This is a genomic window from Cryobacterium sp. TMT4-31, from assembly GCF_004403385.1.
In the GTDB taxonomy this organism is placed as follows: domain Bacteria; phylum Actinomycetota; class Actinomycetes; order Actinomycetales; family Microbacteriaceae; genus Cryobacterium; species Cryobacterium zongtaii.
The window spans coordinates 13,725-38,888 of the sequence record NZ_SOGI01000068.1; the positions used below are offsets into that span (position 1 = coordinate 13,725).

Annotated in this window: 25 protein-coding genes, 3 tRNA genes and 1 other RNA gene; 11 read left to right on the forward strand and 18 right to left on the reverse strand. The window is 67.7% G+C overall.

Annotation, left to right across the window (positions count from 1 at the left end):
* The first annotated feature begins 2 nt into the window (after positions 1-2).
* The gene (gene ppgK / locus E3T19_RS16655) at positions 3-770 is read left to right on the forward strand and encodes a polyphosphate--glucose phosphotransferase (RefSeq protein WP_134409394.1); all 768 of its coding nucleotides are present in this window, start codon (positions 3-5) and stop codon (positions 768-770) included.
* Between the two features lie 25 nt (positions 771-795).
* Here the strand turns inward: ppgK and E3T19_RS16660 are convergent, their stop codons facing one another.
* From E3T19_RS16660 to E3T19_RS16690, 7 genes are all read right to left on the reverse strand, one after another.
* Positions 796-1,164 (reverse strand): TIGR02611 family protein, encoded by a 369-nt coding sequence (locus E3T19_RS16660; protein ID WP_088456151.1) that lies wholly within the window; start codon positions 1,162-1,164, stop codon positions 796-798.
* Positions 1,165-1,241: 77 nt separating this feature from the next.
* Positions 1,242-1,614: RNase P RNA component class A (gene rnpB / locus E3T19_RS16665), an RNA gene on the reverse strand.
* A 64-nt stretch (positions 1,615-1,678) separates the two neighbouring features.
* Positions 1,679-2,473: a zinc ribbon domain-containing protein gene (locus tag E3T19_RS16670; RefSeq protein WP_241980326.1), complete on the reverse strand. Its 795-nt coding sequence runs from the start codon at positions 2,471-2,473 to the stop codon at positions 1,679-1,681.
* Positions 2,470-3,291: a Nif3-like dinuclear metal center hexameric protein gene (locus E3T19_RS16675; protein WP_088456149.1), complete on the reverse strand. Its 822-nt coding sequence runs from the start codon at positions 3,289-3,291 to the stop codon at positions 2,470-2,472. Before E3T19_RS16675 ends, E3T19_RS16670 begins: the two co-directional genes overlap by 4 nt.
* 50 nt (positions 3,292-3,341) lie before the next feature.
* A complete protein-coding gene (locus E3T19_RS16680) occupies positions 3,342-3,845 on the reverse strand; it encodes a DUF427 domain-containing protein (RefSeq protein ID WP_088456148.1) in 504 nt (167 codons plus the stop codon).
* Positions 3,846-3,852: 7 nt separating this feature from the next.
* On the reverse strand, positions 3,853-4,482 hold the full coding sequence (locus tag E3T19_RS16685) for a response regulator transcription factor (RefSeq protein ID WP_088456147.1): 630 nt from the start codon (positions 4,480-4,482) through the stop codon (positions 3,853-3,855).
* Positions 4,482-6,200, reverse strand: coding sequence for a GAF domain-containing protein (locus E3T19_RS16690; protein ID WP_240632454.1), 1,719 nt, complete (start codon positions 6,198-6,200; stop codon positions 4,482-4,484). The genes E3T19_RS16685 and E3T19_RS16690 overlap by 1 nt, the downstream gene beginning before the upstream one ends.
* A 140-nt stretch (positions 6,201-6,340) precedes the next feature.
* On the opposite strand from E3T19_RS16690, the gene E3T19_RS16695 reads away from it, so the two are divergent.
* Together E3T19_RS16695 and E3T19_RS16700 are read left to right on the forward strand one after the other, a co-directional pair.
* The gene (locus tag E3T19_RS16695; RefSeq protein WP_103459760.1) at positions 6,341-7,222 is read left to right on the forward strand and encodes a universal stress protein; all 882 of its coding nucleotides are present in this window, start codon (positions 6,341-6,343) and stop codon (positions 7,220-7,222) included.
* Positions 7,219-8,100 (forward strand): universal stress protein, encoded by an 882-nt coding sequence (locus E3T19_RS16700; RefSeq protein ID WP_088456144.1) that lies wholly within the window; start codon positions 7,219-7,221, stop codon positions 8,098-8,100. Before E3T19_RS16695 ends, E3T19_RS16700 begins: the two co-directional genes overlap by 4 nt.
* Before the next feature lie 49 nt (positions 8,101-8,149).
* Here the strand turns inward: E3T19_RS16700 and E3T19_RS16705 are convergent, their stop codons facing one another.
* The 4 genes from E3T19_RS16705 to E3T19_RS16720 form a co-directional block, all read right to left on the reverse strand.
* Entirely contained in the window at positions 8,150-8,488 is a 339-nt protein-coding gene (locus tag E3T19_RS16705) for a hypothetical protein (protein WP_133159863.1), read from the reverse strand.
* 79 nt (positions 8,489-8,567) lie between these two features.
* Positions 8,568-9,278 (reverse strand): GAF and ANTAR domain-containing protein, encoded by a 711-nt coding sequence (locus E3T19_RS16710; protein ID WP_088456142.1) that lies wholly within the window; start codon positions 9,276-9,278, stop codon positions 8,568-8,570.
* Between the two features lie 45 nt (positions 9,279-9,323).
* Positions 9,324-9,396 (reverse strand) — tRNA-Val (locus E3T19_RS16715).
* A gap of 63 nt (positions 9,397-9,459) precedes the next feature.
* Entirely contained in the window at positions 9,460-9,927 is a 468-nt protein-coding gene (locus tag E3T19_RS16720; protein ID WP_088456141.1) for a peroxiredoxin, read from the reverse strand.
* Positions 9,928-10,168: 241 nt separating this feature from the next.
* Here E3T19_RS16720 and aceE point away from each other — a divergent pair, with 241 nt between their 5' ends.
* The 6 genes from aceE (at position 10,169) to E3T19_RS16750 (ending at position 17,824) form a co-directional block, all read left to right on the forward strand.
* A complete protein-coding gene (aceE, locus tag E3T19_RS16725; RefSeq protein ID WP_088456140.1) occupies positions 10,169-12,895 on the forward strand; it encodes a pyruvate dehydrogenase (acetyl-transferring), homodimeric type in 2,727 nt (908 codons plus the stop codon).
* A 71-nt stretch (positions 12,896-12,966) separates the two neighbouring features.
* On the forward strand, positions 12,967-14,109 hold the full coding sequence (locus tag E3T19_RS16730) for a PucR family transcriptional regulator (RefSeq protein WP_370289680.1): 1,143 nt from the start codon (positions 12,967-12,969) through the stop codon (positions 14,107-14,109).
* Positions 14,110-14,199: 90 nt separating this feature from the next.
* On the forward strand, positions 14,200-15,120 hold the full coding sequence (locus E3T19_RS16735; protein ID WP_088456138.1) for an ACP S-malonyltransferase: 921 nt from the start codon (positions 14,200-14,202) through the stop codon (positions 15,118-15,120).
* A 30-nt stretch (positions 15,121-15,150) separates the two neighbouring features.
* Positions 15,151-16,152: a beta-ketoacyl-ACP synthase III gene (locus E3T19_RS16740; RefSeq protein ID WP_088456137.1), complete on the forward strand. Its 1,002-nt coding sequence runs from the start codon at positions 15,151-15,153 to the stop codon at positions 16,150-16,152.
* Positions 16,153-16,213: 61 nt separating this feature from the next.
* A complete protein-coding gene (locus E3T19_RS16745) occupies positions 16,214-16,462 on the forward strand; it encodes an acyl carrier protein (RefSeq protein ID WP_022883990.1) in 249 nt (82 codons plus the stop codon).
* A 126-nt stretch (positions 16,463-16,588) separates the two neighbouring features.
* Complete coding sequence (locus E3T19_RS16750) at positions 16,589-17,824, forward strand: beta-ketoacyl synthase (protein ID WP_103459755.1); 1,236 nt, start codon at positions 16,589-16,591, stop codon at positions 17,822-17,824.
* 33 nt (positions 17,825-17,857) lie between these two features.
* Here the strand turns inward: E3T19_RS16750 and E3T19_RS16755 are convergent, their stop codons facing one another.
* A complete protein-coding gene (locus tag E3T19_RS16755; RefSeq protein WP_088456135.1) occupies positions 17,858-18,379 on the reverse strand; it encodes a DUF3145 domain-containing protein in 522 nt (173 codons plus the stop codon).
* A gap of 212 nt (positions 18,380-18,591) precedes the next feature.
* Between E3T19_RS16755 and E3T19_RS16760 the strand changes: the two genes are divergently transcribed.
* Positions 18,592-19,179, forward strand: a complete 588-nt coding sequence (locus E3T19_RS16760) for a PadR family transcriptional regulator (RefSeq protein ID WP_166788912.1) — start codon at positions 18,592-18,594, stop codon at positions 19,177-19,179.
* Position 19,180: 1 nt separating this feature from the next.
* Here E3T19_RS16760 and E3T19_RS16765 read toward each other — a convergent pair whose 3' ends face one another.
* The 4 genes from E3T19_RS16765 to E3T19_RS16780 all read right to left on the reverse strand — a co-directional run bounded on the left by E3T19_RS16765 (position 19,181) and on the right by E3T19_RS16780 (position 23,420).
* On the reverse strand, positions 19,181-20,929 hold the full coding sequence (locus tag E3T19_RS16765; protein WP_134409395.1) for a bifunctional 3'-5' exonuclease/DNA polymerase: 1,749 nt from the start codon (positions 20,927-20,929) through the stop codon (positions 19,181-19,183).
* A gap of 16 nt (positions 20,930-20,945) precedes the next feature.
* Positions 20,946-21,019: transfer RNA gene (locus E3T19_RS16770), tRNA-Ile, on the reverse strand.
* Positions 21,020-21,053: 34 nt separating this feature from the next.
* Complete coding sequence (locus tag E3T19_RS16775) at positions 21,054-22,304, reverse strand: glycosyltransferase (protein ID WP_088456132.1); 1,251 nt, start codon at positions 22,302-22,304, stop codon at positions 21,054-21,056.
* A 201-nt stretch (positions 22,305-22,505) separates the two neighbouring features.
* The gene (locus tag E3T19_RS16780; protein WP_088456131.1) at positions 22,506-23,420 is read right to left on the reverse strand and encodes a DMT family transporter; all 915 of its coding nucleotides are present in this window, start codon (positions 23,418-23,420) and stop codon (positions 22,506-22,508) included.
* A gap of 40 nt (positions 23,421-23,460) precedes the next feature.
* On the opposite strand from E3T19_RS16780, the gene def reads away from it, so the two are divergent.
* On the forward strand, positions 23,461-24,027 hold the full coding sequence (gene def, locus E3T19_RS16785) for a peptide deformylase (RefSeq protein WP_103459751.1): 567 nt from the start codon (positions 23,461-23,463) through the stop codon (positions 24,025-24,027).
* 21 nt (positions 24,028-24,048) lie between these two features.
* On the opposite strand, the gene E3T19_RS16790 is transcribed toward def, so the two are convergent.
* Together E3T19_RS16790 and E3T19_RS16795 are read right to left on the reverse strand one after the other, a co-directional pair.
* On the reverse strand, positions 24,049-24,924 hold the full coding sequence (locus tag E3T19_RS16790) for a sensor histidine kinase (protein WP_241980328.1): 876 nt from the start codon (positions 24,922-24,924) through the stop codon (positions 24,049-24,051).
* 88 nt (positions 24,925-25,012) lie between these two features.
* Positions 25,013-25,085: transfer RNA gene (locus E3T19_RS16795), tRNA-Asn, on the reverse strand.
* Positions 25,086-25,164 lie beyond the last annotated feature (79 nt).

Here is a 25,164-nt window from a genome sequence, read left to right on the forward strand (position 1 = left end):
TCATGAGTTCAACCACTGCCATCGGCATCGATATCGGCGGAACCGGCATCAAGGGGGCTGTGGTGGACCTGTCCACCGGGGCCCTGCTCTCCGACCGCGTCAAGCTGCCCACTCCCAAGGGCGGCCGGCCCCAGGACATCATCGAGACCACCCGTCAGCTCCTGGCAACGGTGTCCGCCGGAACGGGCGAGATGCCCATCGGCGTGTGTTTCCCCGCCGTCGTCAAGCACGGTCACACGATGTCGGCGGCCAATGTGTCCGACAAGTGGATCGGCCTCGCCGCGGAAAAACTTTTCGAGAAGGGCCTGGGCGTGCCCATCCACTTCGTCAACGACGCTGACGCGGCCGGATACGCGGAGTCGACGTTCGGCGCGGCCAAGGGTGTCGACGGTGTCGTGCTGCTCACCACGCTGGGCACCGGCATCGGCACGGCCCTGATCAACGACGGGGCCCTGGTGCCCAACACCGAGTTCGGTCATCTGGAGATCGACGGCGTGGACTACGAGACCCGCGCGGCCTTCTCGGCCAAGGAACGGGACAACCTCAGCTGGGAGAAGTGGGCGTCACGCCTGCAGAAGTATTACTCCAAGCTGGAGTCCCTGTTTACTCCCGACCTGTTCATCGTCGGCGGCGGCGTATCGAAACACCACGAGAACTTCCTTCCCCTGCTGGACCTGAACACCCGGATCATCCCGGCCGTCCACCGCAACAATGCCGGCATCCTGGGCGCAGCCGCCCTGGCCGTCAAGCACGCGCCAGTTTCCGCATAGCGGACTCCGGCCTCGCCGACTCCGCTTAGCTGTACGCCCGGGTGCTCTGGCGCTGCTGACGCGCCCGCCACCAGAGTCGCACCCGGTGCGCGAGCCGTCGGACGACCGTGGTGACCCGGTGGGCAGCGGGGAACTCCGTGCCGAGCACGGCGACGCCCACGAAGACGATCAGCCAGCCCGGTCCCGGCAGGGGAACCAGGATGAGACCGACGACCATGACCGTCAGCCCGGCGAGGGCGACGAGCAGCCGATACGGCGCCCGCAGGCGCGGGTGAGCGTGGATCCAGGTCCTGGACCGGCCGAGCAGCGCCCTGAACCGCAGCCAGACCCCGGACGAGGCCGTGGCCGGGCGGTGCGTGGTGACGGCATCGGACGTGGACCCGGGGGTGCTCATGGCCCCAGCGTAGGAGCACAGGCTGGGAATGCACCACCCCCGCGGCACGGTCCCGCGCAACTCACAGGTTCGAGAGGGGAATGGGCCGACTATTACGCCGGGTTTTGTCCCGGTTTTCACCATGGACGGCCATCTATCTCGGGACTACGTTGCCGCAGCCCTCTAGCGGTCTACCCGGAAACTCGGCGAGCCGCCTTGGCGTTTCCTGTTCGACCTTGCTCCGGACGAGGTTTACCTAGCCGGCCAGGTCACCCTGGCCCCTGGTGGTCTCTTACACCACCGTTTCACCCTTACCCCCGGCTTGCGCCGGTGGCGGTCTACTTTCTGTGGCACTGTCTCGCGGGTTGCCCCGGGTGGGTGTTACCCACCGTCCTGCTCTGTGGAGCCCGGACGTTCCTCGGCATCACGAGCTGTGAAAAGCCCGGATGACGCGACCGTCTTGTCGACCCATTCCGTCGTCGAGCCTACAGCGCCCCGGCCCTGTTGCCGAACCGGGCCCTGGCGGCGGCCTGCTCTAGATGCCGGATTCCTCGGTGCGGACGAGGATGGCGCCGCAGTCCGGGCAGAAGACGATGTCGTCGGCGGGCGCTGCCCGCACCTCTTCGAGGTCGTTGCCCGTCAGGGTCATGGTGCATCCGCTGCAGGTGCGGGCGCGGAGCAGGGACGCCGCGTTGCCCCGCCCGGCCACGCGCCGCTTCTCGTACAGCCCCGACAGGTCCTCGCCGATGGCGGAGACGATCGCGACCCGGTCCCGGGCCAACTCGCCCAGCTGGCGGTTCAGATCGACCAGAAGCGCGTCGCGGTCGGCTTCAATTCCGGCGACCCGGCCCGCGACGTCGGCGCGTTCGGATTCGGTCTCAGCGACGGCCGCTTCCTTCTCCTCGAGACGTTCCATCACCGCGAGTTCGATCTCCTCGAGCGCGGCCAGGCGCGCGCCCAGGGCGGTGAGTTCGCTCTCCAGTGCGTGAACATCCTTCATCGAGGAGGTGTGCTGGGCGCGCTCGGTATCGCGGGCGATGCGCTTCTCGACCACCTCGACATCAGACTCGATGCGGCGCAATTCGATCTGGGCGTCCTCGACCTCGCCGACGCGACCGGTCAGGACCGTCTTGGACGCATCGAGTCCGCGGCCCAGCTCTGCAAGCTCGGCGTGTTGCGGCAACGCCTTGGCCTGATGCTCGACCTGCTGCAATTTGATATCGAGGGCCTGGAGCCGCAGAAGCTCCTTCTGCTCGGTGGGAGATGCCTTCACAATGTCCTGACCTTCATGATTATGGAGTTGAAATGAACGGGGGTGAGCCAGGCTCACTGGGTGACGGCGAAGTCCCAGGGGTCGGTCCGCACGTCGCTGACCTCGATGCGGATGCCGGGCAGCCTCTGCCGCAGCGCCGACGCGGCGACGTCCAGCCAGAGCCATTCGCTGGCCCAGTGTGACACGTCGATGAGGGCGGGGCCAACCCCCGCCAGGATCGACTGTTCCCTGGACTCCGACGCCGGGTGATGCCGGAGGTCGGAGGTGATGAACACGTCGGCGGAGCGCACGGCAGGTTCGCGCAGCAGCGAGTCACCGGCTCCCCCGCACAGGGCGACGGTCTGGATCGTGTCGGCATAGCCGCCGGCCACACGCACACCCGTCGCCGTCGGGGGGATCAGCGCCGCCAGGCGGCGGGCGAGAAGACCGAGCGTCGTGGGCTCCGGGAGCCGGCCGACCCGACCGATGCCCGTGCCAGGGACCAGTCCACCCGTGATCGGGCGCGTGTCGACCAGGCCCAGACTGGAGGCGATGACATCGGAGACCCCGTCTTCGACGACGTCGGCATTGGTGTGGGCGGCCAGGAGACCGCAATCGGCACGGATCAGCCGAGCGAGCAGGGCACCCTTGTAGCGGTCTTCGGCGACGCTGGTGACCCCGCGCAGCAGCAGCGGGTGATGGGCCAGCAACAGGTCGGCCCCGGAGGTGATCGCTTCCGCGACGGTCTCGGAGACGACATCGACGGCCAGCAGAATGGAATCGACCCGACGCGCGGGGTCGCCACTGATCAGACCCGGCGCATCCCATTCCTCGGCGCCGGACAGGGGCCACAGTTCATGGGAGACCCGGGCGACTTCAGCGAGCGAGAATGACACCCTGTCAGCCTACTATCCGGCGGCCGCGACAACCGGCGACGTGCCGACGCTCACCAGCCCAGTGTGCCCGGCGCACCCTTGAACGGGCCGACGATCCGGTCGGTGATCCACCCGCCGTAGAAGTCGCCCGGCTGAGCGCGCACGAGTTCGCCGTCCACCGTGCACTCGTCGAGCCGGCCGGGGTAGACGGCCACCCGGCCGGCCAGCGATTCGAAGCCGGCCTCCGGATGGGGATAGTGCCAGGCAACCGCATCGGCCCGTCGGTCGCCGACGACGATGCTGAGGTAGGACGCCAGCCCTTTGTACTCGCAGAAGCTGTGCCCGTTGACCGGGGCGAGCACACCGGCCGAGAACGCGTCCCTCGGCAGGTAGTAGGTGGGCGGATGGCTGGTCTCCAGCACGCGAACGCTGTCCCTGGTATCGGCGATCACTGTGCCGTTGAACCGGAGCACAACATGCTCCAGACTCGGTTCCACCCGCGGCGGGCGCGGGTAGTCCCAGACCGACTCCTGGCCGGGACCCGGTATCGCCGGGTGCCGGTTCGTGGCGCTCATCGGCTGACTACCGCGGGCGCAACCCGGCGCCGTACACGGCTGCCTGGGTGCGCCTGGCCATGCCGAGCTTGGCGAGCAGGCCCGACACATAGTTCTTCACGGTCTTCTCGGCCAGGTCGAGCTGGTCACCGATCTGCCGGTTCGTCAGTCCCTCCGCGATCAGCTCGAGCACCTGGCGCTCCCTCGTCGTGAGATTGGAGGCCGGCGAATCCGCGGCGGTGCCGGTGAGCTCGGTGACCACCTTGCGGGTCACGGCCTTCTGCACGAGGGACTCGCCGCGGGCGACCCGACGGATGGACTCGACCAGGTGCTGCCCGCGGATGTCCTTGAGGACGTAGCCGGATGCGCCGGCGAGGACAGCCGAGTAGCTGGCCTCGTCGTCGTCGTATGCGGTGAGCATGAGGCACTGCACCCCGGGGTTGGCCGAGCGGATGGTGCGGCACACGTCGATACCGCTGCCGTCGGGCAGCCGCACGTCGAGGACCGCCACGTCGGGTACCGTTGCCGCGACCCTGGCGACCGCCTGCCGAGCCGTCGACGCTTCACCGACGACCTCGAGGTCGGGCTCTGCGTTGATCATGTCCGCGATTCCGCGGCGCACCACTTCGTGGTCATCCACCAGGAAGACTCGGATCATCACGATTCCTTTCGTACAGGTTCAGGTTCGATGAGGGCGGTCCAGCGCAGTCGGCTGCCGCCCCTGGCACGGTTCTCGAGGACGAGGTCGCCGCCCCACTGCTGCGCCCTGGCGGAGAGGTTGGCCAGTCCGCTGCGCCGGTCGGATTCCACGACGCCGATGCCGTTGTCGACCACCTCGATCACCACCAGGTCGTCCGCGACACTGAGGTTGACGACGGTTTCGGTGGCGTCGGCATGACGGATCACGTTCATCAGCCCCTCCCGGATGACCGCGGCGATGTCATCGGACATCTCCGGCGGGGTCAGCAGGTCGATCGGGCCGGTGAAGACCAGGCGGGGGGTCTGGTCGAAGAGCGACGCGAGCTCACTGAGCAGGTCGATCACACGGTGACGGATCGAGCCGCGGTCGCGGCTGGTCTCGGCGGTCAGGGCGAAGATGGCCGTGCGGATCTCGACGATCGCCACGTCGAGCGCCACGACCTCCTCGATGATGCGCTCCCGGACGTTGGGGTCGTCAACCGACCCGCTGATGGCCTGCAGCCCGATGCCGGCCGCGAACACCCGCTGGATGACGTTGTCGTGCAGATCGCGGGCGATCCGGCTTCGGTCTTCCAGCAGCGCCAGTTTCTGGCCGGCGGACCGACCGCGGGCAAGTTCGAGCGCAACACTGGCCTGGCCGGCGAAGTCCGCTGCCATCTCGAGGTCGGAGGTGGTGAAACGGGGTCGGCCGGAGGAGCGGGACACCGTCATGACACCGTGGGTGCGGCCGGAGGCCAGAAGCGGGATCACCATTGTCGGGCCGAGCACCAGCTGGGCGTCCGGCTGGTCGAGGCTGGCACCGCCGTCGGCCGTGAGGATCGGCTGACCGCTTTCGAAGGCCCGCCCGACGGTGGTTCCGGCGGACGGGATGACGAGTCCCTTCACTTGCTTGGCGAGTTTTCCCCTGGCGGTGTCGACGATGAGCGTGCTTTCGCCTGCGGCGAGGACCACACAGACCAGATCGGCGTCGGCCAGTGACGCGAAACGATCGGCGAGGAGTTCGAGGGAGGCATCCGCCCGGTCGGAGAGCAGCGCGGCGCTGATCTCGGCCGATGCCGCCGACCAGCGCTGCCGGCGGCGGGTCTCGTCGAAGAGACGGGCGTTGTCGATCGCGATGCCCGCCGTGGCGGCCAGGGCGGTCAGCAGTTCCTCGTCTTCTTCGCTGAACGCGCCGGACACCTGATTGGACAGGTAGAGGTTGCCGTACACCTCGCCGCGCACCCGCACGGGCACGCCGAGGAAGCTGTCCATCGGCGGGTGGTGCGCCGGAAAGCCCGAAGATCGGGGATCCTCGCCCAGGTGCGTCAGGCGGATGGCGTGCGGGTCGTCGATGAGGGCGCCCAGTAGACCGTGCCCGGCCGGTAAGTGGCCGATCGACGTGGCCAGCTCGTCCGGGATGCCGACGTGGATGAACTGCTCCAGATTGCCGTTGGGTGCGATGACACCCAGCGCGCCGTACCGGGCTCCGACGAGGTCGACGGCGACGTCCACGATGCGGCGGAGCACGGCCGCGAGGTCGAGTTCTTCGACGACGGCCTGGCTCGCCTGAAGCAGGCTGCGCAGCCGCCCCTGGGTGGCGAGCACCTTCTGGGCGTTCAGGACGAGTTCGGACAGCGCCTGGTCAAGAGCGGACCGCGGTCCGTCGGGAAACGAAAGCCTGGTCTCAGGAACGGTCACGGAATGCGTCCCCTTTCGGTCGGAGCTAGCCCAAAGTGTACCTGACTGGGACCTTCGGCCCTTCCCCGGATTCGCACTCCGGCCCATTCTGGAGATGTGTCATCTCCCGAAGCACCCCGGGAAGAACTGGAGATCAACTCATGGTTGAGAGAGTGATCGTAGCCGTTGACGGGGGGCCGGCGAGCCGGGCCGCCCTGGACTGGGCGTTGGCCAGGGCCGAGGACGTGCCGCTGAGTCTGGAGCTGACCACCGTCGTTGAACTCGGCTGGTCGCCGGTCGGCGGCCCCGAGGATGATTTTCAGCCCGTCTACGAACGCGCCCTGGCCGAGGCCACCCGTTTTGTGGCGCAGAACGTCCCCGCGGTCAAGGCGACAGGTGTCGTGCGCCGTGGTGTTCCCGTCGACGAGTTGGTGCGGGCTTCGTCCGCGGCCGACCTGCTCGTGATCGGGACCAACAAGACCAGCGCGCTGGCCGGCGCCGTGCACGGCACGTTGCCGCTTCGGCTCGCCGCTCACGCGCACTCGGCCGTCGTGGTCGTTCCGGCCGGCTGGGTCGCCGGCGGCGACAGGGTCGTGGTCGGCATCGAGGATGACGGCACCATGGATGCCCCCCTCGACGTCGCGGCGGCCGAGGCCGCCCGCCGCGCCGTACCGCTCGTACTCGTGCATGCCTGGTCGATCCCGGCGACTCTCGGTGTGGACTACGGCGCCGCTGTGCCGTTCGACGCCCTGATCGAGGCGCACGAGGACATCCTGGCCCGTGCCCTCGAACGGGTCAGGGCCCAACACCCGGCGGTCGACGCATCCGGGACCCTGGTACAGGGCGCCGCGGCGCCTGCCCTGGTCGAAGCAGCCGGGCACGCGGCGCTTCTCGTCGTAGGAACACACGGCCGCGGTGCCGTGGCTGGACTGATTCTCGGCTCCGTCAGTCACGACGTGCTCCTGAACATGCCCTGCCCGGTCGTCGTCGTGCCGCGCAGCCGGCCCGCCGCCGAGCCGCAGCGATCGGGGGCGTCAGAATGAGCGCCACCTACTACATCGGTGTCGACGGTTCCGGCCCGAGCCGAGCCGCGTTGCGCTGGGGGGTCCGCCGCGCCGCAGAGCGGAACGCCGACGTGGTACTCGTCAACACGGTCGACGACGAATGGGGTCTGGTCGGCCGGGACGCTGCCGCCGATGCGGAGCGTCAGGCCAAAGAACTTCTGATCGAGGAGTCCGCCCGGGTCACAGCGCTGCACTCCGGGGTGACCCTGACAACGCGGATCGTGCACGGCGGCACGGCGTGGGCGCTCGCCACACTGCCCAGCCCCGAGGACCTTCTGATCGTCGGCACCCACAAGACCGGCTTCCTGCGCGGCCGGGTGCTCGGCTCGCGGAGCGTACAGATCGCCTCTGCGGCGCGCTGCTCGGTGGCCATCGTGCCAGACACGACTCTCGATTCCCGCCACGACGTCGTCGTCGGCGTTGACGGCACCGACGGCGCCCTGTCCGCGGTGCGGCTGGGCGCGCAGGAGGCGGCCAGACTCGACCAGGATCTGCTCCTGGTTTACGCTCCTCCGGGCTCGCCTCGATCCGAGTCGTCGCGCTCGGACCCTGTTGAGGACCGTAGCCCGCAGGCCGCGCGTATGCTGCAGGACGCCGCCACCGAGGCCGCCACCATGGCGTCCCGGATCACGGTGCGACGGCGTGTCGCGCACCGGGACCCGGCCGAGGCCCTCCTCGACGCCAGTTTCGACGCCGCACTGTTGATCCTGGGAGTATCGACCCGGCACGGCGAGAACACGCTGATCGGTTCGGTCACCCACGACGTCCTGATGAACATCAACGTCCCCGTTCTCATCGCACGCGGGCTCCCCACCACGAGCGACACGACGTCGCTCGCATCGTCGGCCAGCGCCTGAGGGCATCCGAACCCGCTGCTTTCCCGCACGGTGATGCTGCCGGGCGCGGTCAGTAGTCGAATTCGTCGAACTGTGGCGACCCCTGCGGCGCACCCGCCCACGCCAGCGACGCGGCCATCGTACCCACCCGCACCTTGTCCTGCAGCGCTTGGGTCGTCGCGATCTCGGTCAGTTCCCAGTCGCTTTCGGTGCTGGTCACGCAGACCAGTTGGCTGGACGACCCGATCAGGAACTGCGCCCGACCGTGACTGCCGTCAGCGGTTATCACCGGGATGTCGACGACATCGGTTTCCCGACGGTTGCTCAGCGCTTCGGCATAGAGCATCACAGCGTCAGCCAGTGCGGTACCGGTGACTATCGAGCCACCCGGATGAAAAATGCGTTTCATGATGCTTCCCTGCTTGTCACGGAAAAAGACACGTGCAGCCAGGGTCTGGGGCTATAGGCAAATACTACGTCCGTGCGGACTAAAGCGCGAGGTCTCCGCTGACAATCTGCGCGGCCACCTCGGCCAGCGGCAGCCCGTTCGACCGCGCGTGCTGGCGCATCAGAGCGAAGGCCTCGTCCATGGTGGCGCTCCGGGTGTAGGCCACGACGCCCTTGGCCTGTTCGATCACGACTCGGCTGCTCAACGCGTACTGCAACTGCTGCCGGGCGACGTCACTTTCCCGCAACGCCCGTTCCTGAAGGATCCCGATCGTGGCCACGTCGGCGAGGGCCTGCACCGTCGGCGCGTCGGAACCCGGCAGCCCACCGGTGCGGTCCCAGAACAGGTTCAGCGACCCGATCGTGGTCGTCCGCAGGCGCATCGGCACCGAGAACATCGACCTGAAGCCTTGCTCGACGGCGCCGGCACGGAATCGGGGCCACTTCGGACCGGAGGCCTCGATGTCGGGAACGGAGACGGCGTGCCCGGTGATGACACTTTCCACGCACGGACCGGAACCGCTGCGCAGCTGGAGGATCTCGATGAGGCGGCTGCGCTCGTTGGTGGAAGCGACGACCTCGAACTCCTCATCGTCGGTGAGGATGATGCCCGCGGCCGAGGCGTCGAAGAGCGGCACGCACTGGGTGACGAGGGTGTGCAAGAGATCGACGAGATCGTAGCCGACCACCAGAGTGTCGGCGAGAGTCACGAAGGCCTCGACGAGTTGGCCCTCGCGTGTCTGTGTCGCCATCACCCCATCATAAATCACGCGTGGCTACCGACGATCAGAAGTGTGTGGGCCCTACCGGGCTCGAACCGATGACATCCACGGTGTAAACGTGGCGCTCTACCAACTGAGCTAAAGGCCCCGACCGAAGATTTTCGGATAACAGGATGGCACGAGCTTAGCGACATTCCGGCCGGGAGGAAAACTAGGCCGGCTGCAGCTCGTCGAGGGCTGCCCGATACGCCGCGAGCGAGCGGGCCTCCCCCGGAGCGGTGATGAAACTCGCCCGGATGATGCCGTCCGGATCGATCAGGAAGGTCGCCCGGTTGGCGAAGCCCTTGTCTTCGAGGAAGACCCCGTACTCCTTGGCGACGGCGCCGTGCGGCCAGAAGTCGGCGAGCAGGGTGAACCCGTAGCCCTCCTGGTCTCCCCAGGCCCGCAGGGTGTGCCGGGAGTCCACGGAGATACCGATCAGCTCGACACTGTTGTCGGCGAAGAGCGCGAGGTTGTCGCGCAGCTCGCAGAGTTCGCCGCTGCAGATTCCGGAGAAGGCCAGGGGGAAGAACACCAGCGCCACGGACTTCTCACCCCGGTACCGGCTGAGCTGGATTCGCTCGCCGTACTGGCTGACGAGCTCGAAGTCGGGTGCCTGGGTGTCATTCTCCAGCGCCATGGTGCGTGTCCTTTCCGGCCATCGGGGGACGATGGCTGAATACGGGGGGCAAGCCTAGCCGCCCCAGGAGGCTTCACCAACACTGACCCGGCATACTGCGGCGCCGCCGTACGCGCTTCCCAGTAAGAATCACTAGGCTGACGGGGTGCCTTTCGGTCGTGACCCGACCTAGTTCTGTCCGGCACGCCTAACCAGGCATGATCTTCCCCCACACGATCTGCCCTACAGAAAGAGGTCGAGTGTGACTGTCAACGACCAAGACCCGTATTCAATGGACAACTCGGACGCCGATCCGGATGAGACGTCCGAATGGTCGCAATCCCTCGACGCGCTGGTCGCGGCCAACGGCCCCGGCCGGGCCCGCGAGATCATGCTCAGCCTGCTCAAGCGGTCCAAGGAATTGCACCTGAACGTTCCGATGGTGCCCACCACGGACTACATCAACACCATCGCCTCGTCGAACGAGCCTGACTTCCCCGGCGATGAAGACATCGAGCGCCGCTACCGCGCCTGGATCCGTTGGAACGCCGCCGTGCTCGTGCACCGCGCCCAGCGCCCCGGCATCGCGGTCGGCGGCCACATCTCGACGTACGCCTCCTCAGCTGCTCTCTACGAGACCGGCTTCAACCACTTCTTCCGCGGCCAGGACCACCCGGGCGGTGGAGACCAGATCTTCATCCAGGGCCACGCCTCCCCCGGCACCTACGCCCGCGCCTTCCTGGAGGGCCGTCTGAGTGCCAACCAGCTCGACGGTTTCCGTCAGGAGAAGTCGCACGCGCCCGACGGCATCTCGTCGTACCCGCACCCCCGGTTGATGCCGGACTTCTGGCAGTTCCCGACGGTCTCGATGGGCCTGGGCCCGATCAACGCGATCTACCAGGCGCAGTTGAACCGGTACCTGACCAACCGGGGCATCAAGGACGCCAGCGACCAGCAGGTCTGGGCCTTCCTCGGCGACGGCGAGATGGACGAGGTCGAAAGCCGCGGACAGCTCCAGGTCGCCGCCAATGAGGGTCTCGACAACCTCAACTTCATCGTCAACTGCAACCTGCAGCGACTCGACGGTCCGGTGCGCGGTAACGGCAAGATCATCCAGGAGCTGGAGAGCTTCTTCCGCGGCGCCGGCTGGAACGTCATCAAGGTGGTGTGGGGCCGCGAGTGGGACGACCTGCTCTCCCGTGACACCGACGGTGCCCTGCTGAACCTGATGAACGTCACCACCGACGGTGACTACCAGACCTACAAGGCCGAGAGTGGCGCCTACGTGCGCGAGAACTTCTTCGGTCGCGACCCGCGCGCGCTCAAGCTCGTCGAGGGTTACACCGACGACGAGGTCTGGAACCTCAAGCGTGGTGGCCACGACTACCGCAAGGTCTACGCCGCGTTCAAGGCCGCATCGGAGCACAAGGGCCAACCGACGGTCATCCTGGCGAAGACGGTCAAGGGCTACGGCCTGGGCCCGAGCTTCGAGGGGCGCAACGCGACCCACCAGATGAAGAAAATGACGCTGGACAACCTCAAGACCTTCCGCGACAGCATGCACGTGCCGATCACGGATGCGCAGCTCGAGGCCAACCCGTACCAGCCGCCGTACTACACCCCCGGTGAGAACGACGAGGCGATCCAGTACATGCACGAGCGCCGCCGCGCGCTCGGCGGCTACCTGCCCGAGCGTCGCAGCAAGTACACCCAGGTGAACCTGCCGGACGACTCGACCTACGCCGTGACCAAGAAGGGCTCCGGCACCCAGGAGATCGCCACCACCATGGCGTTCGTCCGGCTGCTCAAGGAGCTGCTGCGCTCGAAGGACTTCGGCCACCGCATCGTGCCGATCATCCCCGACGAGGCTCGCACCTTCGGCATCGACGCGTTCTTCCCGAACGCGAAGATCTACAACCCCAACGGTCAGCACTACACGTCGGTGGACCACGCGCAGCTGCTGGCCTACAAGGAAAGCCCGCAGGGCCAGATCATCCACGTCGGCATCAACGAGGCCGGCGCCCTCGCCGCCTTCACGAACGTCGGAACGTCGTACGCCACCCAGGGTGAGCCGCTCATCCCGGTGTACGTGTTCTACTCGATGTTCGGCTTCCAGCGCACCGGCGACGCCATGTGGGCCGCCGGCGACCAGATGGCCCGCGGCTTCATGATCGGCGCCACCGCCGGCCGGACCACCCTCACCGGTGAAGGCCTGCAGCACGCCGACGGCCACTCGCCGTTGCTCGCGTCGACCAACCCGGCCGTCGTGTCGTACGACCCCGCCTTCGGGTACGAGATCGGGCACATCGTCCGGTCCGGCCTCGAGCGGATGTACGGCGGCACCCACACCGACCCGAACGTCATGTACTACATCACCGTGTACAACGAGCCGCAGGTGCAGCCCGTCGAGCCGGCCGATGTCGACGTCGACGGCATCATCCGCGGCATCCACCGCGTGTCGGAGTCCACCGTGGCCGGCCCGAAGGCCCAGCTGCTGGCCTCCGGCGTTGCGGTGCCGTGGGCACTCGAAGCGCAGACCCTGCTCGCCGAGGACTGGGGGGTGTCCGCCGATGTCTGGTCGGTCACGTCCTGGTCGGAACTGCGCCGGGACGGCCTCGCGGCGGAGGAGCACAACTTCCTCTTCCCGAACGAGGAGCCGCGTACCGCGTATGTGACGGACAAGCTCGCCAACACGGCCGGTCCGTTCGTGGCGGTGTCCGACTTCATGCACGCCGTTCCGGATCAGATCCGCCAGTTCATCCCCGGCGACTTCGCCACCCTGGGTGCCGACGACTTCGGGTTCTCCGACACCCGCCCCGCGGCTCGCCGGTTCTTCAAGATCGACGGCCCGTCCATGGTGGTCCGCACGCTGCAGCAGCTCGCCAACAGCGGTGAAATCGACCGCAGCCTCATCCAGCAGGCGATCGACAAGTACCGCCTTCACGATGTCCTGGCCGGCAACACCGGCTCGGCCGGTGGCGAGAGCTAACCCGGACCGTGTCACCGGCGCCGAAGACAAAGGAACAGACCCTCACCTGGTTGCGCACAATTTCGGGTGAGTTGTCTACGGCGACTCTGAAACGACTCGAGGACACGCTGCCCTGGTATGGCGACATGCCACCAGGGCGGCGGTCCGCCGTCGGCCTGGTGGCCCAGGCCGGCATCACCTCCTTCATCTCCTGGTACGACGACCCACGGTCCACACCGTGGATCGCGGCGGATGTCTTCGGCGCCGCTCCCCGGGAACTGCTCCGCTCGGTGAGCCTGCAGCAGACCCTGCAGCTGATCAGGGTGACCGTCGAGGTCGTCGAAGAGCGGGTCAAGGACGGCTCGGAGACCCTCCGCGAGGCGATCCTGCTGTACTCCCGCGAAATCGCCTTCGGTGCCGCGGATGTCTACGCCCGCGCCGCGGAGGCCCGGGGGCTCTGGGACGCCAGGCTCGAGGCCCTGGTCGTCGACTCCATCCTCAGCGGCGAGTACGACGACGAACTGCCCAGCAGGATCGCGGCCCTCGGCTGGCACGGCCACGGCGAGGTCTGTGTGCTCGTGGGCACCACACCGAAGATGCTCGACGTCGACCAGCTACGCCGGGCGGCGCGGCACATGACCGCCGACGTGCTGATCGGCGTGCAGGGCAACCGGCTGGTGTTGGTCATCGGCCGGGCCCACCCGGCCAACCCCGAGGCCGACGAAGCCGCCGGAGGACCGTCCTCACTCAGTTTCATGGAGATCGCCATGCAGCTCGAGCCCAGCTTCGGCCCCGGCCACCTCGTCCTCGGTCACGAGGTGCCCAACCTCGTCGATGCCTCCAAAAGCGCCAAGGCGGCCCTGGCCGGGTTCGCCGTCGCCCGCTCCTGGCGGAACGCTCCCAGGCCGGTGCAGGCCGACGACCTGCTTCCCGAGCGGGCCCTGGCCGGTGATCCGCTCGCGCGCGCCACGCTCATCCACCGGATCTATCGCCCGTTGCAGGCGCACTCCACCGAACTCCTCACCACGCTGTGGTGCTACCTGGACAACGGCCGCTCGCTCGAGGCGACGGCGCGTGAACTGTTCGTGCATCCCAACACCGTGCGTTACCGCCTCAAGCGGGTGTCCGACGTGATCGGCTATGACGCGACGGGGGCCAGAGAGGCGCTCATCCTGCAGTCGGCGCTGATCATCGGTTCGATCAGTGACCACGACGGCTCGACTCGGCGCCGCTGAACCCCCGTTTGCGGTATCTGACAAACGTTCCGCGGATAGTCGGTAGATTGCCCACACCCTCCGTCCGTTTCGAATTGGGAGACTAAGGAAATGATTGTTGTCGTCTGTCCCGGTCAGGGCTCGCAAACGCCCGGATTCCTCGAACCCTGGCTGCAGGATCCGGCCTATGCCGAACAGCTCCGCGCCATGTCGGAGCAGTCCTCGACCGACCTCGTGACGGCGGGAACTGTCGCTGATGCCGACACGATCCGCGACACCGCGATCGCCCAGCCGCTCATCGTGGCCGCCGGGCTCCTCGCCCTCACCGCCCTGTTCGCCGACGGCCGGCGCGACGCCATCGGCGGTATCGCCGGGCACTCCGTCGGGGAGATCACCGCCGCGGCCGGCGCCGGAGTCCTCAGCTCCTCGGACGCTCTCACCTTCGTCGGGGAGCGCGGGCGTGCCATGAAGGCCGCAGCCGCCGTCACGCCCACCGGCATGAGCGCCGTCCTCGGCGGGGACGAGGCCGAACTCCTGGCCCGACTCGCAGACCTCGGCCTGGAACCGGCCAATTTCAACGGCGGCGGCCAGATCGTGGTCGCCGGTGACCTCGACGCCCTCGCCGCCCTCGCCGCTGATCCGCCCGCCAAGAGCCGCGTCATCCCGCTCCAGGTCGCCGGCGCCTTCCACACCCGCCACATGCGTCCCGCCGTCGCGCACCTCGCCGACGTGGCGACAGGCCTGAACCCGCAGACCCCGACCCTGCCGCTGTGGACGAATCATGACGGCAGCACCGTGGCCGACGGGTCGCGTTTCGTCGACCTGCTCGTCGGTCAGGTGTCGTCGCCGGTACGGTGGGACCTGTGTATGCAGTCGTTTGCCGACGCTGGAGTGACCGGAATCATCGAGGTCGCACCGGCCGGCGCACTCGTCGGACTGGCCAAGCGCGCCCTGCGGGGCATCCCGAGCGTGGCCATCAAGACCCCCGACGACCTGCCCGCTGCGTACGACCTGATCGACCGCCAGGCCTGAATCAGCCAGAGTCGCCACCGGAAGAGACGAATGACCCAGCCACAACTCCTGCAGTCGCAGGGCGCCCAGTACACCCGCATCCTCGCCGTCGGCGCCGCCCGCGGCGACCTCATTGTTCCCAACGACGACATCGTCGGCCCGATCGACTCGTCCGACGAGTGGATTCAGCAGCGCACCGGAATCATCACCCGCACCAGGGCCAGCCAGGATGTGCTGGCCGTCGACCTCGCAACGACCGCCGCACTCGAGGCCATCGAACGCTCCGGCATCGCCCCTGAGCTCATCGACGCCATCATCATCGCCACCATCAGCAACGGCCGCCAGACGCCGTCGATGGCCGCCGTCGTCGCCGAGCGTATCGGTGCGGTTCCCGCCGCCGCCTTCGACCTCAACGCCGCCTGCGCCGGCTACGCCTACGGTGTCGCCCAGGCGGATGCCCTCATCCGGTCCGGCGCCGCCCACTATGCCCTGGTCATCGGTGCGGAGAAACTCTCCGACATGGTCGACCCCACCGACCGGAGCATCTCGTTCCTGCTCGGTGACGGTGCAGGCGCCGTTGTCATCGGCCCGAGCGACTACCCCGGCATCTCCGCCTCGGTGTGGGGCTCGGACGGGCGCGCTGACGCCGTGGGGATGAACGGCACCCTGCAGGAATACCGACGGGGCGAGAAGGAATGGCCGACCCTGCGCCAGGAGGGCCAGACCGTCTTCCGCTGGGCCGTCTGGGACATGGCGAAGATCGCCAAGCAGACCCTGGCCGCCGCCGGCATCACCGCCGACCAACTCGCCGCCTTCATCCCGCACCAGGCGAACATGCGCATCGTCGACGAGTTCGCCAAGCAGCTCAAGCTGCCGGAGTCCGTCGTCATCGCCCGCGACATCGCCACGACCGGGAACACCTCGGCCGCGTCGATCCCCCTAGCCACCCACCGCTTGCTCGAGGAACACCCCGAACTCAGCGGAGGTCTTGCCCTCCAGATCGGCTTCGGAGCCGGCCTGGTTTACGGCGCGCAGGTGGTTGTGCTGCCGTAGCTCCCCTCTGTCCAACTAAACTGAATCTCGGTCAAACGAGACACCCCCAAGGAGAAACAACATGGCATTGTCCACCGAAGAAGTTCTTGCCGGCCTGGCCGAGCTCATCAACGACGAGACGGGCATCGCAACCGACACGGTTGAGCTGGACAAGTCGTTCACCGACGACCTGGACATCGATTCCATCTCGATGATGACCATCGTCGTCAACGCTGAAGAAAAGTTCGACGTCAAGATCCCCGACGAAGAGGTCAAGAACCTCAAGACCGTCGGCGACGCCGTCGAGTTCATCGTCAAGGCCCAGGACTAGGTCCACGCCCGAACGGGCCGGTTGGCTCTGCCAGCCGGTCCGTTCTCCAGGGACGCTCCAACCGGGGTTTCCACCTCGTTTCGCACACGTTCTCACTCGAGCACGTTCTGACGGAGAGTCGTTGTTATGACCAAAAAAATCGTTGTCACCGGCCTCGGTGCCACCTCGCCCCTCGGCGGGAACGCCACCGACACCTGGAACGCCCTCCTCGCCGGCGAGTCCGGCGCATCCACTCTGGACTACGAGTGGGTTGAGCGCACCGCGCTCCCCATCACCTTCGCCGCCCAGGCCAGGGTGCGCCCCGTCGACGTTCTGGCCCGTCAGGAAACCAAACGCCTCGACCCGTCCAGCCAGTTCGCCCTGATCGCCGGCCGCGAGGCCTGGGCCGATGCCGGGATGCCTGAGGTCGACCCCGAACGTCTCGCCGTCGACTGGGCCACCGGCATCGGCGGAGTGTGGACCCTGCTCGACGCCTGGGACACCCTGCGCGAGCGTGGACCCCGTCGGGTCCTGCCGATGACCGTGCCCATGCTGATGCCCAACGGTCCCGGAGCAGCGATCGGCATGGACCTGCACGCCCGCGCCGGCATCACGACGGTCGTGTCGGCGTGTGCGTCCAGCACCGAATCTCTCGTCAACGCGTACAACCGTCTGCAGGCCGGACTGGCCGACGTCGTCATCGCCGGTGGCTCGGAGGCGGCCATCCACCCGCTGCCGATCGCATCCTTCGCGGCGATGCAGGCGCTCTCCAAGCGGAACGACTCCCCCGCCACCGCGTCCCGCCCGTATGACGTCAGCCGCGACGGCTTCGTGCTCGGCGAAGGCGCTGCGGCCCTCGTGATCGAAACCGAAGAGCACGCCCTCGCCCGTGGTGCGCACATCTACGCCGAACTGCTCGGCGGCTCCATCACGAGCGACGCCTACCACATCACCGCGCCGGATCCCGAGGGATCGGCCGCCGCGCGGGCCATGATCGCGACGATCCACAACGCCGGGGCCGACCTGTCCGACGTGATGCACATCAATGCCCACGCCACGAGCACCCCGGTGGGCGACATCGCTGAGTACAACGCGCTCCGCCGCGTGTTCGGGGACCTCCTCGACGGAATCCCGGTCTCGGCAACCAAGGCGTCCACCGGGCACCTGCTCGGCGGAGCCGGCGCGATCGAGGCGCTGTTCACGGTGAAGGCCCTGGCCGAACGGATCCTTCCGCCGACCATCAACCTGACCCAGCAGGACCCCGCCATCCCGCTCGACGTGGTCACCTCGCCGCGTGCCCTGGGCACCGGCGATCTCCTGGCCATCAGCAACTCGTTCGGTTTCGGCGGCCACAACGCCGTCGTCGCGTTCCGCTCGGTCTAGCCGTCGCGGGCGGGGCCCCGGCCTCGCCCGCACTCAGCCGACATTGTGCAGCCAGACCACGCTGGAGAAGTCGCTGGCGTGCCGGTACGGCTCCAGTTCGTCATCCCAGGCCTGGCCCAAGGCGCGCCGCAGCTCACGGTGCAGGTGCACGGAGTCGGTACCCGCCGCGTGGATGGCCGCACGCAGACGGTCCTCCGGCAGGACGACGTTCCCGGCCGTGTCGGTCTGGGCGAAGTGGATGCCCAGAGCCGGCGTGTGCAGCCAGCGGCCACCATCGCGGCCGGGCCCCGGGTCCTCGGTCACCTCGAAGCGCAGCTGATCCCAGCCGAGCAGGGCGGACGCTATGGCCGCGCCGCCGCCCGCAGCACCCTCCCAGAAGAACTCCGCACGCTGGGCGCCCGGGAGGGCAGGCTGTTCGCTCCAGTCGAAGCTGACCGCCTCATCTAGCGCGCTGCCGGCGGCCCACTCCACGTGGGGGCACAGGGCGCGCGGCGACGAGTGCACATACAAAACTCCCCGTGCAGCCGGTGACTGACGAGTGCGGGGTGCCGTCATAGTGTTCTCCGTTCCCTGGATGGTGTTCGAGGTGCGTCTTCCCCAACGATCTCAAACGACTTTCAACCAGGACCCGCGGAACACATTTCGGCGGCTAGCTGAATTATGCCCCACCCGGCCGGGAAATCCCAACAGCCGGTCGTTCTCTAATGTATATTCGGTATGGCTTTAGAGGTCGACCGCGACCGTCGCAGCCGCAGGCTGGAGACATCGTGTCGGTACGCAATTCGCTTCTCGCCATCCTCACCATGGGCCCGGCATACGGCTTCCAGCTGCACGGCGAGTTGGCGACCCGCACCGCCGGCCGGCGCACGGTGAACGTCGGACAGATCTACAGCACCCTGGAGCGTCTGGTCCGCCAGGGCTCCGTCGAGGCGGCGGGCAGCACCGAGGATGGTCTTCCGCTGTACAGGCTGACCGGGGGCGGCCACGCCGAGGCTCTGGCCTGGCTGCGGGAGACCGACAGCGACTCCGGAGCCGACTGGACCGACATGCTGGACAGGGTGCTGATCGCCTCGTCCCTGCCGCACGTCGATCTTGCGCCGCTGCTGGCCGGCTACCGATCCGCCTGGCAGCTGAGGCTGAACCGCGGCGGAGACGGGAGCGGGCGTCCCTGGGAGTCCGGTCAGGAACGGTTGGCCACCGAGGCCCAGCTCGTCCAGGCCCGGGCCGCGCTTGCCTGGCTCGATACCGTGGCCGCTGTCGCCGATCGTCCTCCAGCGGAGGAGGAACCTCGACTGCACCGCGAGCTGAGCCTGCAGCGACCCAAACGGGGCCGTCGGCCCGGCACATCGTCGTGACCTATTTTGCCTCCGCGTAACTGTCCACTACAACGCAGGTCAACGGGAAGTCCACCGGGAAATCGCCGAACAGCAGTCGGCCCGCCGTCGAGGCCGCCTCGGTGACGATTCGCGACACCTCGCCGGCCAGTGCCGCAGGGGTGTGCACGATGACCTCATCGTGCAGGAAGAAGACCAGATGAGGGATGTCCGCGAACGGGCTGGGGGGCGTCCGGGCCGGCACCTGACCGCGCGCGAACACGGTGGGCGGCTGTGGCGGGACCGGCAGGGCCCGAAGCCCTTTCCTGATCTCGGCCATCCAGCACAGCGCCCACTCCGCGGCGCTTCCCTGCACGATGAAATTGCGGGTGAACCGGCCCCAGTCCCTGGCCTGGCTCCTGGCCCGGCGTTCGTCGGCCGGTGTCGCCCCGGCCTCTGACCCGCGGGCCTGGTCGTCCTGCCAGCCGCCCCCTGGCCGCGGCGAGGACCGGCCCAGCCGGGTGCTGACCACGTCGCCGCGCTCCCCCGCCCTCGCCGCAGCCTCGGTCAGGGCGATCGCCCGCGGATATGCGCGCGCCAGTCGAGGCAGCAGGCGCCCGCTTTCCCCGGATGTGGCGCCGTACATGGCGCCGAGCATGGCGACCTTGGCGTGAGCGCGGGTGTCCACCACTCCGCTCGCCACGATTCCGGCATAGAGGTCAGTGCCCCGTCCGGCGGCGGCCATGGCGGTGTCGGTGGACAATGCGGCCAGGATGCGAGGCTCCAATTGGGCTGCGTCCGCCACCACGAAGCTCCAGCCGGGGTCGGCCACGACCGCGCCGCGAATCTGCTTGGGCAGCTGCAGGGCACCGCCGCCGCGGGTCGCCCATCGACCGGTCACCACCCCGCCCGGCAGGTACTCAGGGTGGAAGCGGTCGTTGATGATCCAACTCTCCATCCAGAACCATCCGTTGGCGGCGAGCAGCCTGGACAGCTTCTTGTAGCGCAGGAGGGGCTCGATGACGGGGTGTTCGAGCTTCTCCAACTCCCATGCCCGCGTGGTCGCCACGGCCAGCCCAGCCCGGTTGAGCGCCCGGAGCAGGTCTGGCGGGGAATCCGGGTTGACCTCCAGGTCGCCGAGTTCGGTGCGGATACGCCCCGCGAGTTCTTCCAACCGTGCCGGCCGGATGCCCGAGGCTGCCCGCGGGCCCAGTTCTGCGGTGAGCAGGCTGTCATGGATCGCGCTCCGCCACGGCAGTCCGGCGAACTGCATTTCGGCCGCGATGAGGGCGCCAACGGATTCTGCCGCCAGGAGCAGACGCAACCGGCCGGGGTCGGCCGAGGCGTGGACCGCCTGAAGCTGGGCCTGGAACTCCGCCAGGACGTCGTCGTCGGCCGGCTCCGGTCCGGCGTCGTCGGCCAGACCCAGATCCATCTCGAACAGGGTCGTCCCCGGGGATTCGACGGGGACGGTCGCAGCAGGCGCATCCCACCGGCTTGCCGGGGCGTTCGCCAGCGCGCTTCCGCCGGTCAGCGCCGAGTTGCGCAGGATGGCGTGACACAGCCGTAGATCGTGGCAGCGCTGGACAGTGACACTCCCCCGCAGCAGGACGGGATAGCTCCGCGCGGTGTCCTCCCAGACCCAGCGCACCGCGTCTTGATCGCGTTCCCGCACCACCGCACGGAACTCGTCGGTCGTGAGCGTTGTGTCGGCACCCTCGGGAACGCCGGCGGCGTCGAGCTCCCTGACCCGGAGCCGTTCCGAACTCGATCGGGTCACCAGGATGTACACAAACCGTGCTTTCTCGTAGGGTGGACGGGACTTGAACCCGTGACCGTGCGGTTATGAGCCGCGTGCTCTAACCAGCTGAGCTACCACCCCGTGCCTGACCATAGTATCGGCCAGGCGCCGCCCTTCAGTCGCGCCGAGGCGTGACGTCCAGGACCGGAGGGTGGGCCGCGGCCGGATCCGGCTGGACGCTGGAGTTCGTGTCCGCCGTGGATACGCCGCGGTAGAGGCGTTCGAATGTCGTCAGGGTGCGCTTGATGTCGTGTGCCTCGATCAGCTTCAGCGACTCGTTCTTGAGGGCGTCCAGTTCGTCGGGCGACGTCGTGAACACGCGGGTCAGCTTGTCCGCAAGGTCCTGGGCGCTGCCCGGCTCGAACAGGTAGCCGTTTTGCCCGTCGTGGACCAGGTGCGGCAGCGCCATTGCGTTCGCCGCCACGATCGGGAGACCCGACGCCATCGCTTCCATGGTCGCAATGCTCTGCAGTTCCGCAATGGACGGCATCGCGAACACCGTGGCACGCGTGTAGGCCTCGCGCAGCTCCTCGTCGGTGACATAACCCGTGAACGTGAACTGTGCGCTCAGTCCGAGCGATTCCACGAGGTGTTCCAGGTTGCGGCGCTGGTCGCCACCGCCGACGATTTCAACCTGGGCACACAGGTTCGGATCCAACAGGGCGACGGCCTGCACCAGGACGTCGATCTGCTTCTCACCGGTGACCCGGCCGACGAAGAGAATCCGGTTCTCGGTGCGCGGAGCGAAGCTGGGGGAATAGTTGTCGGCGTCGATTCCGCAGGAGATGGCCTGCACCCCCGCGAGCCCCGTGTACTTCTCCAGGAACTCCGCCGCCCGGCGGGTCGGCGTGGTGACGGCCTCTGCACGCTTGAAGGTATGTTCAGCGTCCTTCCAGAGTGCCTTGACGAGCTGGTCCTGGAAACCCTTGGGAACGAGGGAGAACTGCAGCATGTTCTCCGGCATGAAGTGGTTGGTGCCGATGATGCGGATCCCGCGTTTCTGTGCCTCGATCGACACACCGCGACCCACCACGATGTGGGACTGGAAGTGCACGACGTCGGGCTGGAACGAGTCGAGGATGGCACGGCTCTGTTTGCGCACGATCCACGGCAGCGCGAAGCGGAGCCAGTCGTGCGGGCGCCACCGCCAGCTGTGCAGACGGTGCACGGTCATCGATTCGCCCTCGTGTACCTCGGTCCAGGTGCCGTGCTTGCGCGTCGGAGCCGGAGCCATGATCTGCACCACGTGGCCGCGTCCGACCAGGCCGGCGGCGAGCCGTTCCGCGAACCGGGCCGCGCCGTTCACATCGGGCGCGAAGGTGTCTGCGGCGATGAGAACCCGGATGGGTCGGGTGGTGCCCGGCATGGCCGGGTCGGACGAGCTGCCCGGTAAATCAGATGAAGCGCTCAAGTGGGATAGTCCCTACGTAGGTGGGCCGGGGATCAGCGTCCGGCGCGAAGTCTGGGTCTCAACGATTCTCGCCGTCGAGGTGTGTTAGCACCCTATTCTAAACCGCTTGACCCATGGCAGCCCCCCAGACGCGGCGCGTTCACGAAAAAGCACCGGTCAGCTCTGGGTTTGCGGGTGATACTTCGCGAGTCTGAAGACGCCCCACATCGCCACGGCGCCGGCGACCGCGAAAAGAACGGCGGCCCAGGTCGGCGCCTGAGAGGCTTCGCCGAGCACGATGACGCCGATGCCGACGGCGATCATCGGGTCGATCACGGTCAGACCCGCGATGACGAGGTCGGGCGGACCCGACGAGTATGCGTTCTGCACGAAGTAGGCGCCCGACGCAGCAGCGAGGAGCAGGCCGACGACGCAGACGACGGTGAGCCACTCGACGTTGCCGTTCTGGATGCGGTTGATGATCACCTTGGCGAGGGTGGCCACGAATCCGTACAGCACGCCGGCGCCGATGATGTAAAAAATCGCCTTGAACCGGCTGCGCAGCAGCACGAACGCGACGGCGAAGGCGGCCAGGACCACAGCGAGGACCACCAGGATGGTGATCAGGTTCGCATCCGTCACGGGCTTGTCGACCGCCGTGAACGCGGCGACGGTGACGAAGAGTCCGACCCCGCCGACACACATCGCGATCGCGATGACCGAGGCTCGGTTCAGCTTGACGTGGCTGACCCTGGCGTTCAGAATCGCCGTGATCACCAGAGCCACCGCCCCGAGGGGCTGCACGACGATGAGGGGCGCGAAGGCGAGGCTGGTGAGCTGGAAGGCGATGGCCAGACCGAGCATCACGGTGCCGAACACCCAGGAGGGCCGGGAGAGCAAGAGCACCAGCTGCCGGGTATTCAGTCCGCCGGTGATTTCCCTCGTGTGGGCTTCCACCTTGGTCACACCGCGGTGCTGGAATTGTGCGCCAAGGGAGAGGAAGACAGCGCCGATCAACGCGAGCGGGATGCCGATTGCCTGGCGTGGATCAATCGCGATCTCTCCAGCCAGGTCTGTCAGGTCGGGAGTCACTCAACGAGACTATCGAGATCCATGCCGATATCCTTGGTGAATGGCCGTTCGACCGATAGTAATTTCAGGTGACCCCGTCCTGCACTCCCCCGCCGCTCCCGTCGTCGAGTTCGACGACGAGTTGCGCACGCTGGTGCAGGACATGTTCGAGACGATGGATGCCGCTCCCGGTGTCGGTCTCGCCGGACCCCAGGTGGGGGTCGGGCTGCGGCTGTTCACGTTCAGCTACCTCGACGACGACGAGGTCGAGACCAGGGGGGTCGCGATCAATCCGGAGCTCTGGATCACGCCGGTCCCCGCCGGTGAGGCCGATGAGGACGAAGACGTCGAGGGGTGCCTGTCGTTTCCCGGCGAGCGGTTTCCGCTGCAGCGGGCCGGCTCTGCCGTGTTGCGCGCCGTGGACCTTGACCAGAAGCCCTTCGAGATCCGGGCCGACGGCTGGCTGGCACGGATTTTCCAGCACGAGTTCGACCACCTCGACGGCACCCTCTACGTGGACCGGCTCGAACACTTTTACGCCAAGATCGCCGCCAAGGTCAGCCGGAAGCGCGGCTGGGGTGTGCCCGGCGTGACCTGGCTGCCCGGTGTGGACGACCTCGAAAGCTGAGCTGCTGAGACGCCGTGCGGGTCAGCGGGTCAGGTTGACGCCGTGCACACCGTTGTGGAACCGCAGCGACGGGAAGACGGCTGAGACCGAGAAGCCGACCCCCGGCACGGTTCCGGCGTTGAAGATCCCGCCGAAGAGCTGTGCTCGTTCGCGCATCTGGGTGATCCCGGCGCCCGAGACGCTCTCGCTCAGGGCCTTGAGGTCGTCGTCGATCGTGTAGGCGGTCTTGGCGGCGAAATCCGAGGGCGAGGCGCTTTCCCGCTTGGCCGCCGCGCGGATGCCGTCGTCGTCGATGAGGAGCTGCAGGCCGTCCTGGGTCCAGGTGAACGACACTCTGGCCTCGGTGCCGGGCCCGCCGTGCTTGAGCGCGTTCGCGAGGGCGCTCTGCAGGATGCGGTAGATGGCGAGCTCCGCCCCGGGTTTGAGCGGGAACCTGTCACCAGACTCGGTGAAGGCGACGGCCAGGCCGGCGTCGCGCATCACGCCGAAGAGGCTGCGGGCCGATTGCAGGCCCGGTGCGCTGGTCGCGATGGCCTCGCCCTCCCTGGCGATGGTCAGGACCCGGCGCAGGTCGGCGAGAGCGACCCTGCCGTCCTCGACCAGGGCCGTCGCCGCGCGCACGGCCGTGGATGGGTCGCTCTCGGCCGTGTACCGGGCCCCCTCGGCCCGGGTGATGAGGCGTGCGAGAGACAGCACGGCGATGTCCTGCAACTCGCGGATGATCGCGAGACGCCCGTGCTGCTCGGCGAGGGACAGCTCCAGGTCGATGCGCACGCGTTCGGCCGCCGATCTGGCGAAGCGGCTGCGGCGTTGCTGCGCCACGGCAAGCAACCAGAGAATGACCACGGCCACGGTGAGCACGGCCAGTACAGCGCTGAGGGTCTGCCAGGGGAACACAACCGCCACCTTTCGCATCTTTTCGGGATCAGACTAGCGGCACGCACAAAAAAGGCCACCGGGGGTGGAGCCCCTAGTGGCCTTTTCGCTCCCCGACTTGGACTCGAACCAAGAACCTGCGCATTAACAGTGCGCTGCTCTGCCAATTGAGCTATCGAGGAATGCATGCTCAGCGAAAGTTTCCCTCGCTTGAACGGCGTAGTTACTTTACCAAAAGTTCGCCGTGCACCAAATCCGAGT

What these genes read in the sequence shown, in the direction of transcription:
- ppgK (WP_134409394.1), top strand. Translation starts at nt 3, where the DNA reads ATGAGTTCAACCACTGCCATCGGCATCGATATCGGCGGAACCGGCATC.
- E3T19_RS16660 (WP_088456151.1), bottom strand. Translation starts at nt 1,164, where the DNA reads ATGAGCACCCCCGGGTCCACGTCCGATGCCGTCACCACGCACCGCCCG.
- E3T19_RS16680 (WP_088456148.1), bottom strand. Translation starts at nt 3,845, where the DNA reads ATGAGCGCCACGAACCGGCACCCGGCGATACCGGGTCCCGGCCAGGAG.
- E3T19_RS16685 (WP_088456147.1), bottom strand. Translation starts at nt 4,482, where the DNA reads ATGATCCGAGTCTTCCTGGTGGATGACCACGAAGTGGTGCGCCGCGGA.
- E3T19_RS16695 (WP_103459760.1), top strand. Translation starts at nt 6,341, where the DNA reads ATGGTTGAGAGAGTGATCGTAGCCGTTGACGGGGGGCCGGCGAGCCGG.
- E3T19_RS16700 (WP_088456144.1), top strand. Translation starts at nt 7,219, where the DNA reads ATGAGCGCCACCTACTACATCGGTGTCGACGGTTCCGGCCCGAGCCGA.
- E3T19_RS16705 (WP_133159863.1), bottom strand. Translation starts at nt 8,488, where the DNA reads ATGAAACGCATTTTTCATCCGGGTGGCTCGATAGTCACCGGTACCGCA.
- E3T19_RS16710 (WP_088456142.1), bottom strand. Translation starts at nt 9,278, where the DNA reads ATGGCGACACAGACACGCGAGGGCCAACTCGTCGAGGCCTTCGTGACT.
- E3T19_RS16720 (WP_088456141.1), bottom strand. Translation starts at nt 9,927, where the DNA reads ATGGCGCTGGAGAATGACACCCAGGCACCCGACTTCGAGCTCGTCAGC.
- E3T19_RS16735 (WP_088456138.1), top strand. Translation starts at nt 14,200, where the DNA reads ATGATTGTTGTCGTCTGTCCCGGTCAGGGCTCGCAAACGCCCGGATTC.
- E3T19_RS16740 (WP_088456137.1), top strand. Translation starts at nt 15,151, where the DNA reads ATGACCCAGCCACAACTCCTGCAGTCGCAGGGCGCCCAGTACACCCGC.
- E3T19_RS16745 (WP_022883990.1), top strand. Translation starts at nt 16,214, where the DNA reads ATGGCATTGTCCACCGAAGAAGTTCTTGCCGGCCTGGCCGAGCTCATC.
- E3T19_RS16750 (WP_103459755.1), top strand. Translation starts at nt 16,589, where the DNA reads ATGACCAAAAAAATCGTTGTCACCGGCCTCGGTGCCACCTCGCCCCTC.
- E3T19_RS16755 (WP_088456135.1), bottom strand. Translation starts at nt 18,379, where the DNA reads ATGACGGCACCCCGCACTCGTCAGTCACCGGCTGCACGGGGAGTTTTG.
- E3T19_RS16775 (WP_088456132.1), bottom strand. Translation starts at nt 22,304, where the DNA reads ATGCCGGGCACCACCCGACCCATCCGGGTTCTCATCGCCGCAGACACC.
- def (WP_103459751.1), top strand. Translation starts at nt 23,461, where the DNA reads ATGGCCGTTCGACCGATAGTAATTTCAGGTGACCCCGTCCTGCACTCC.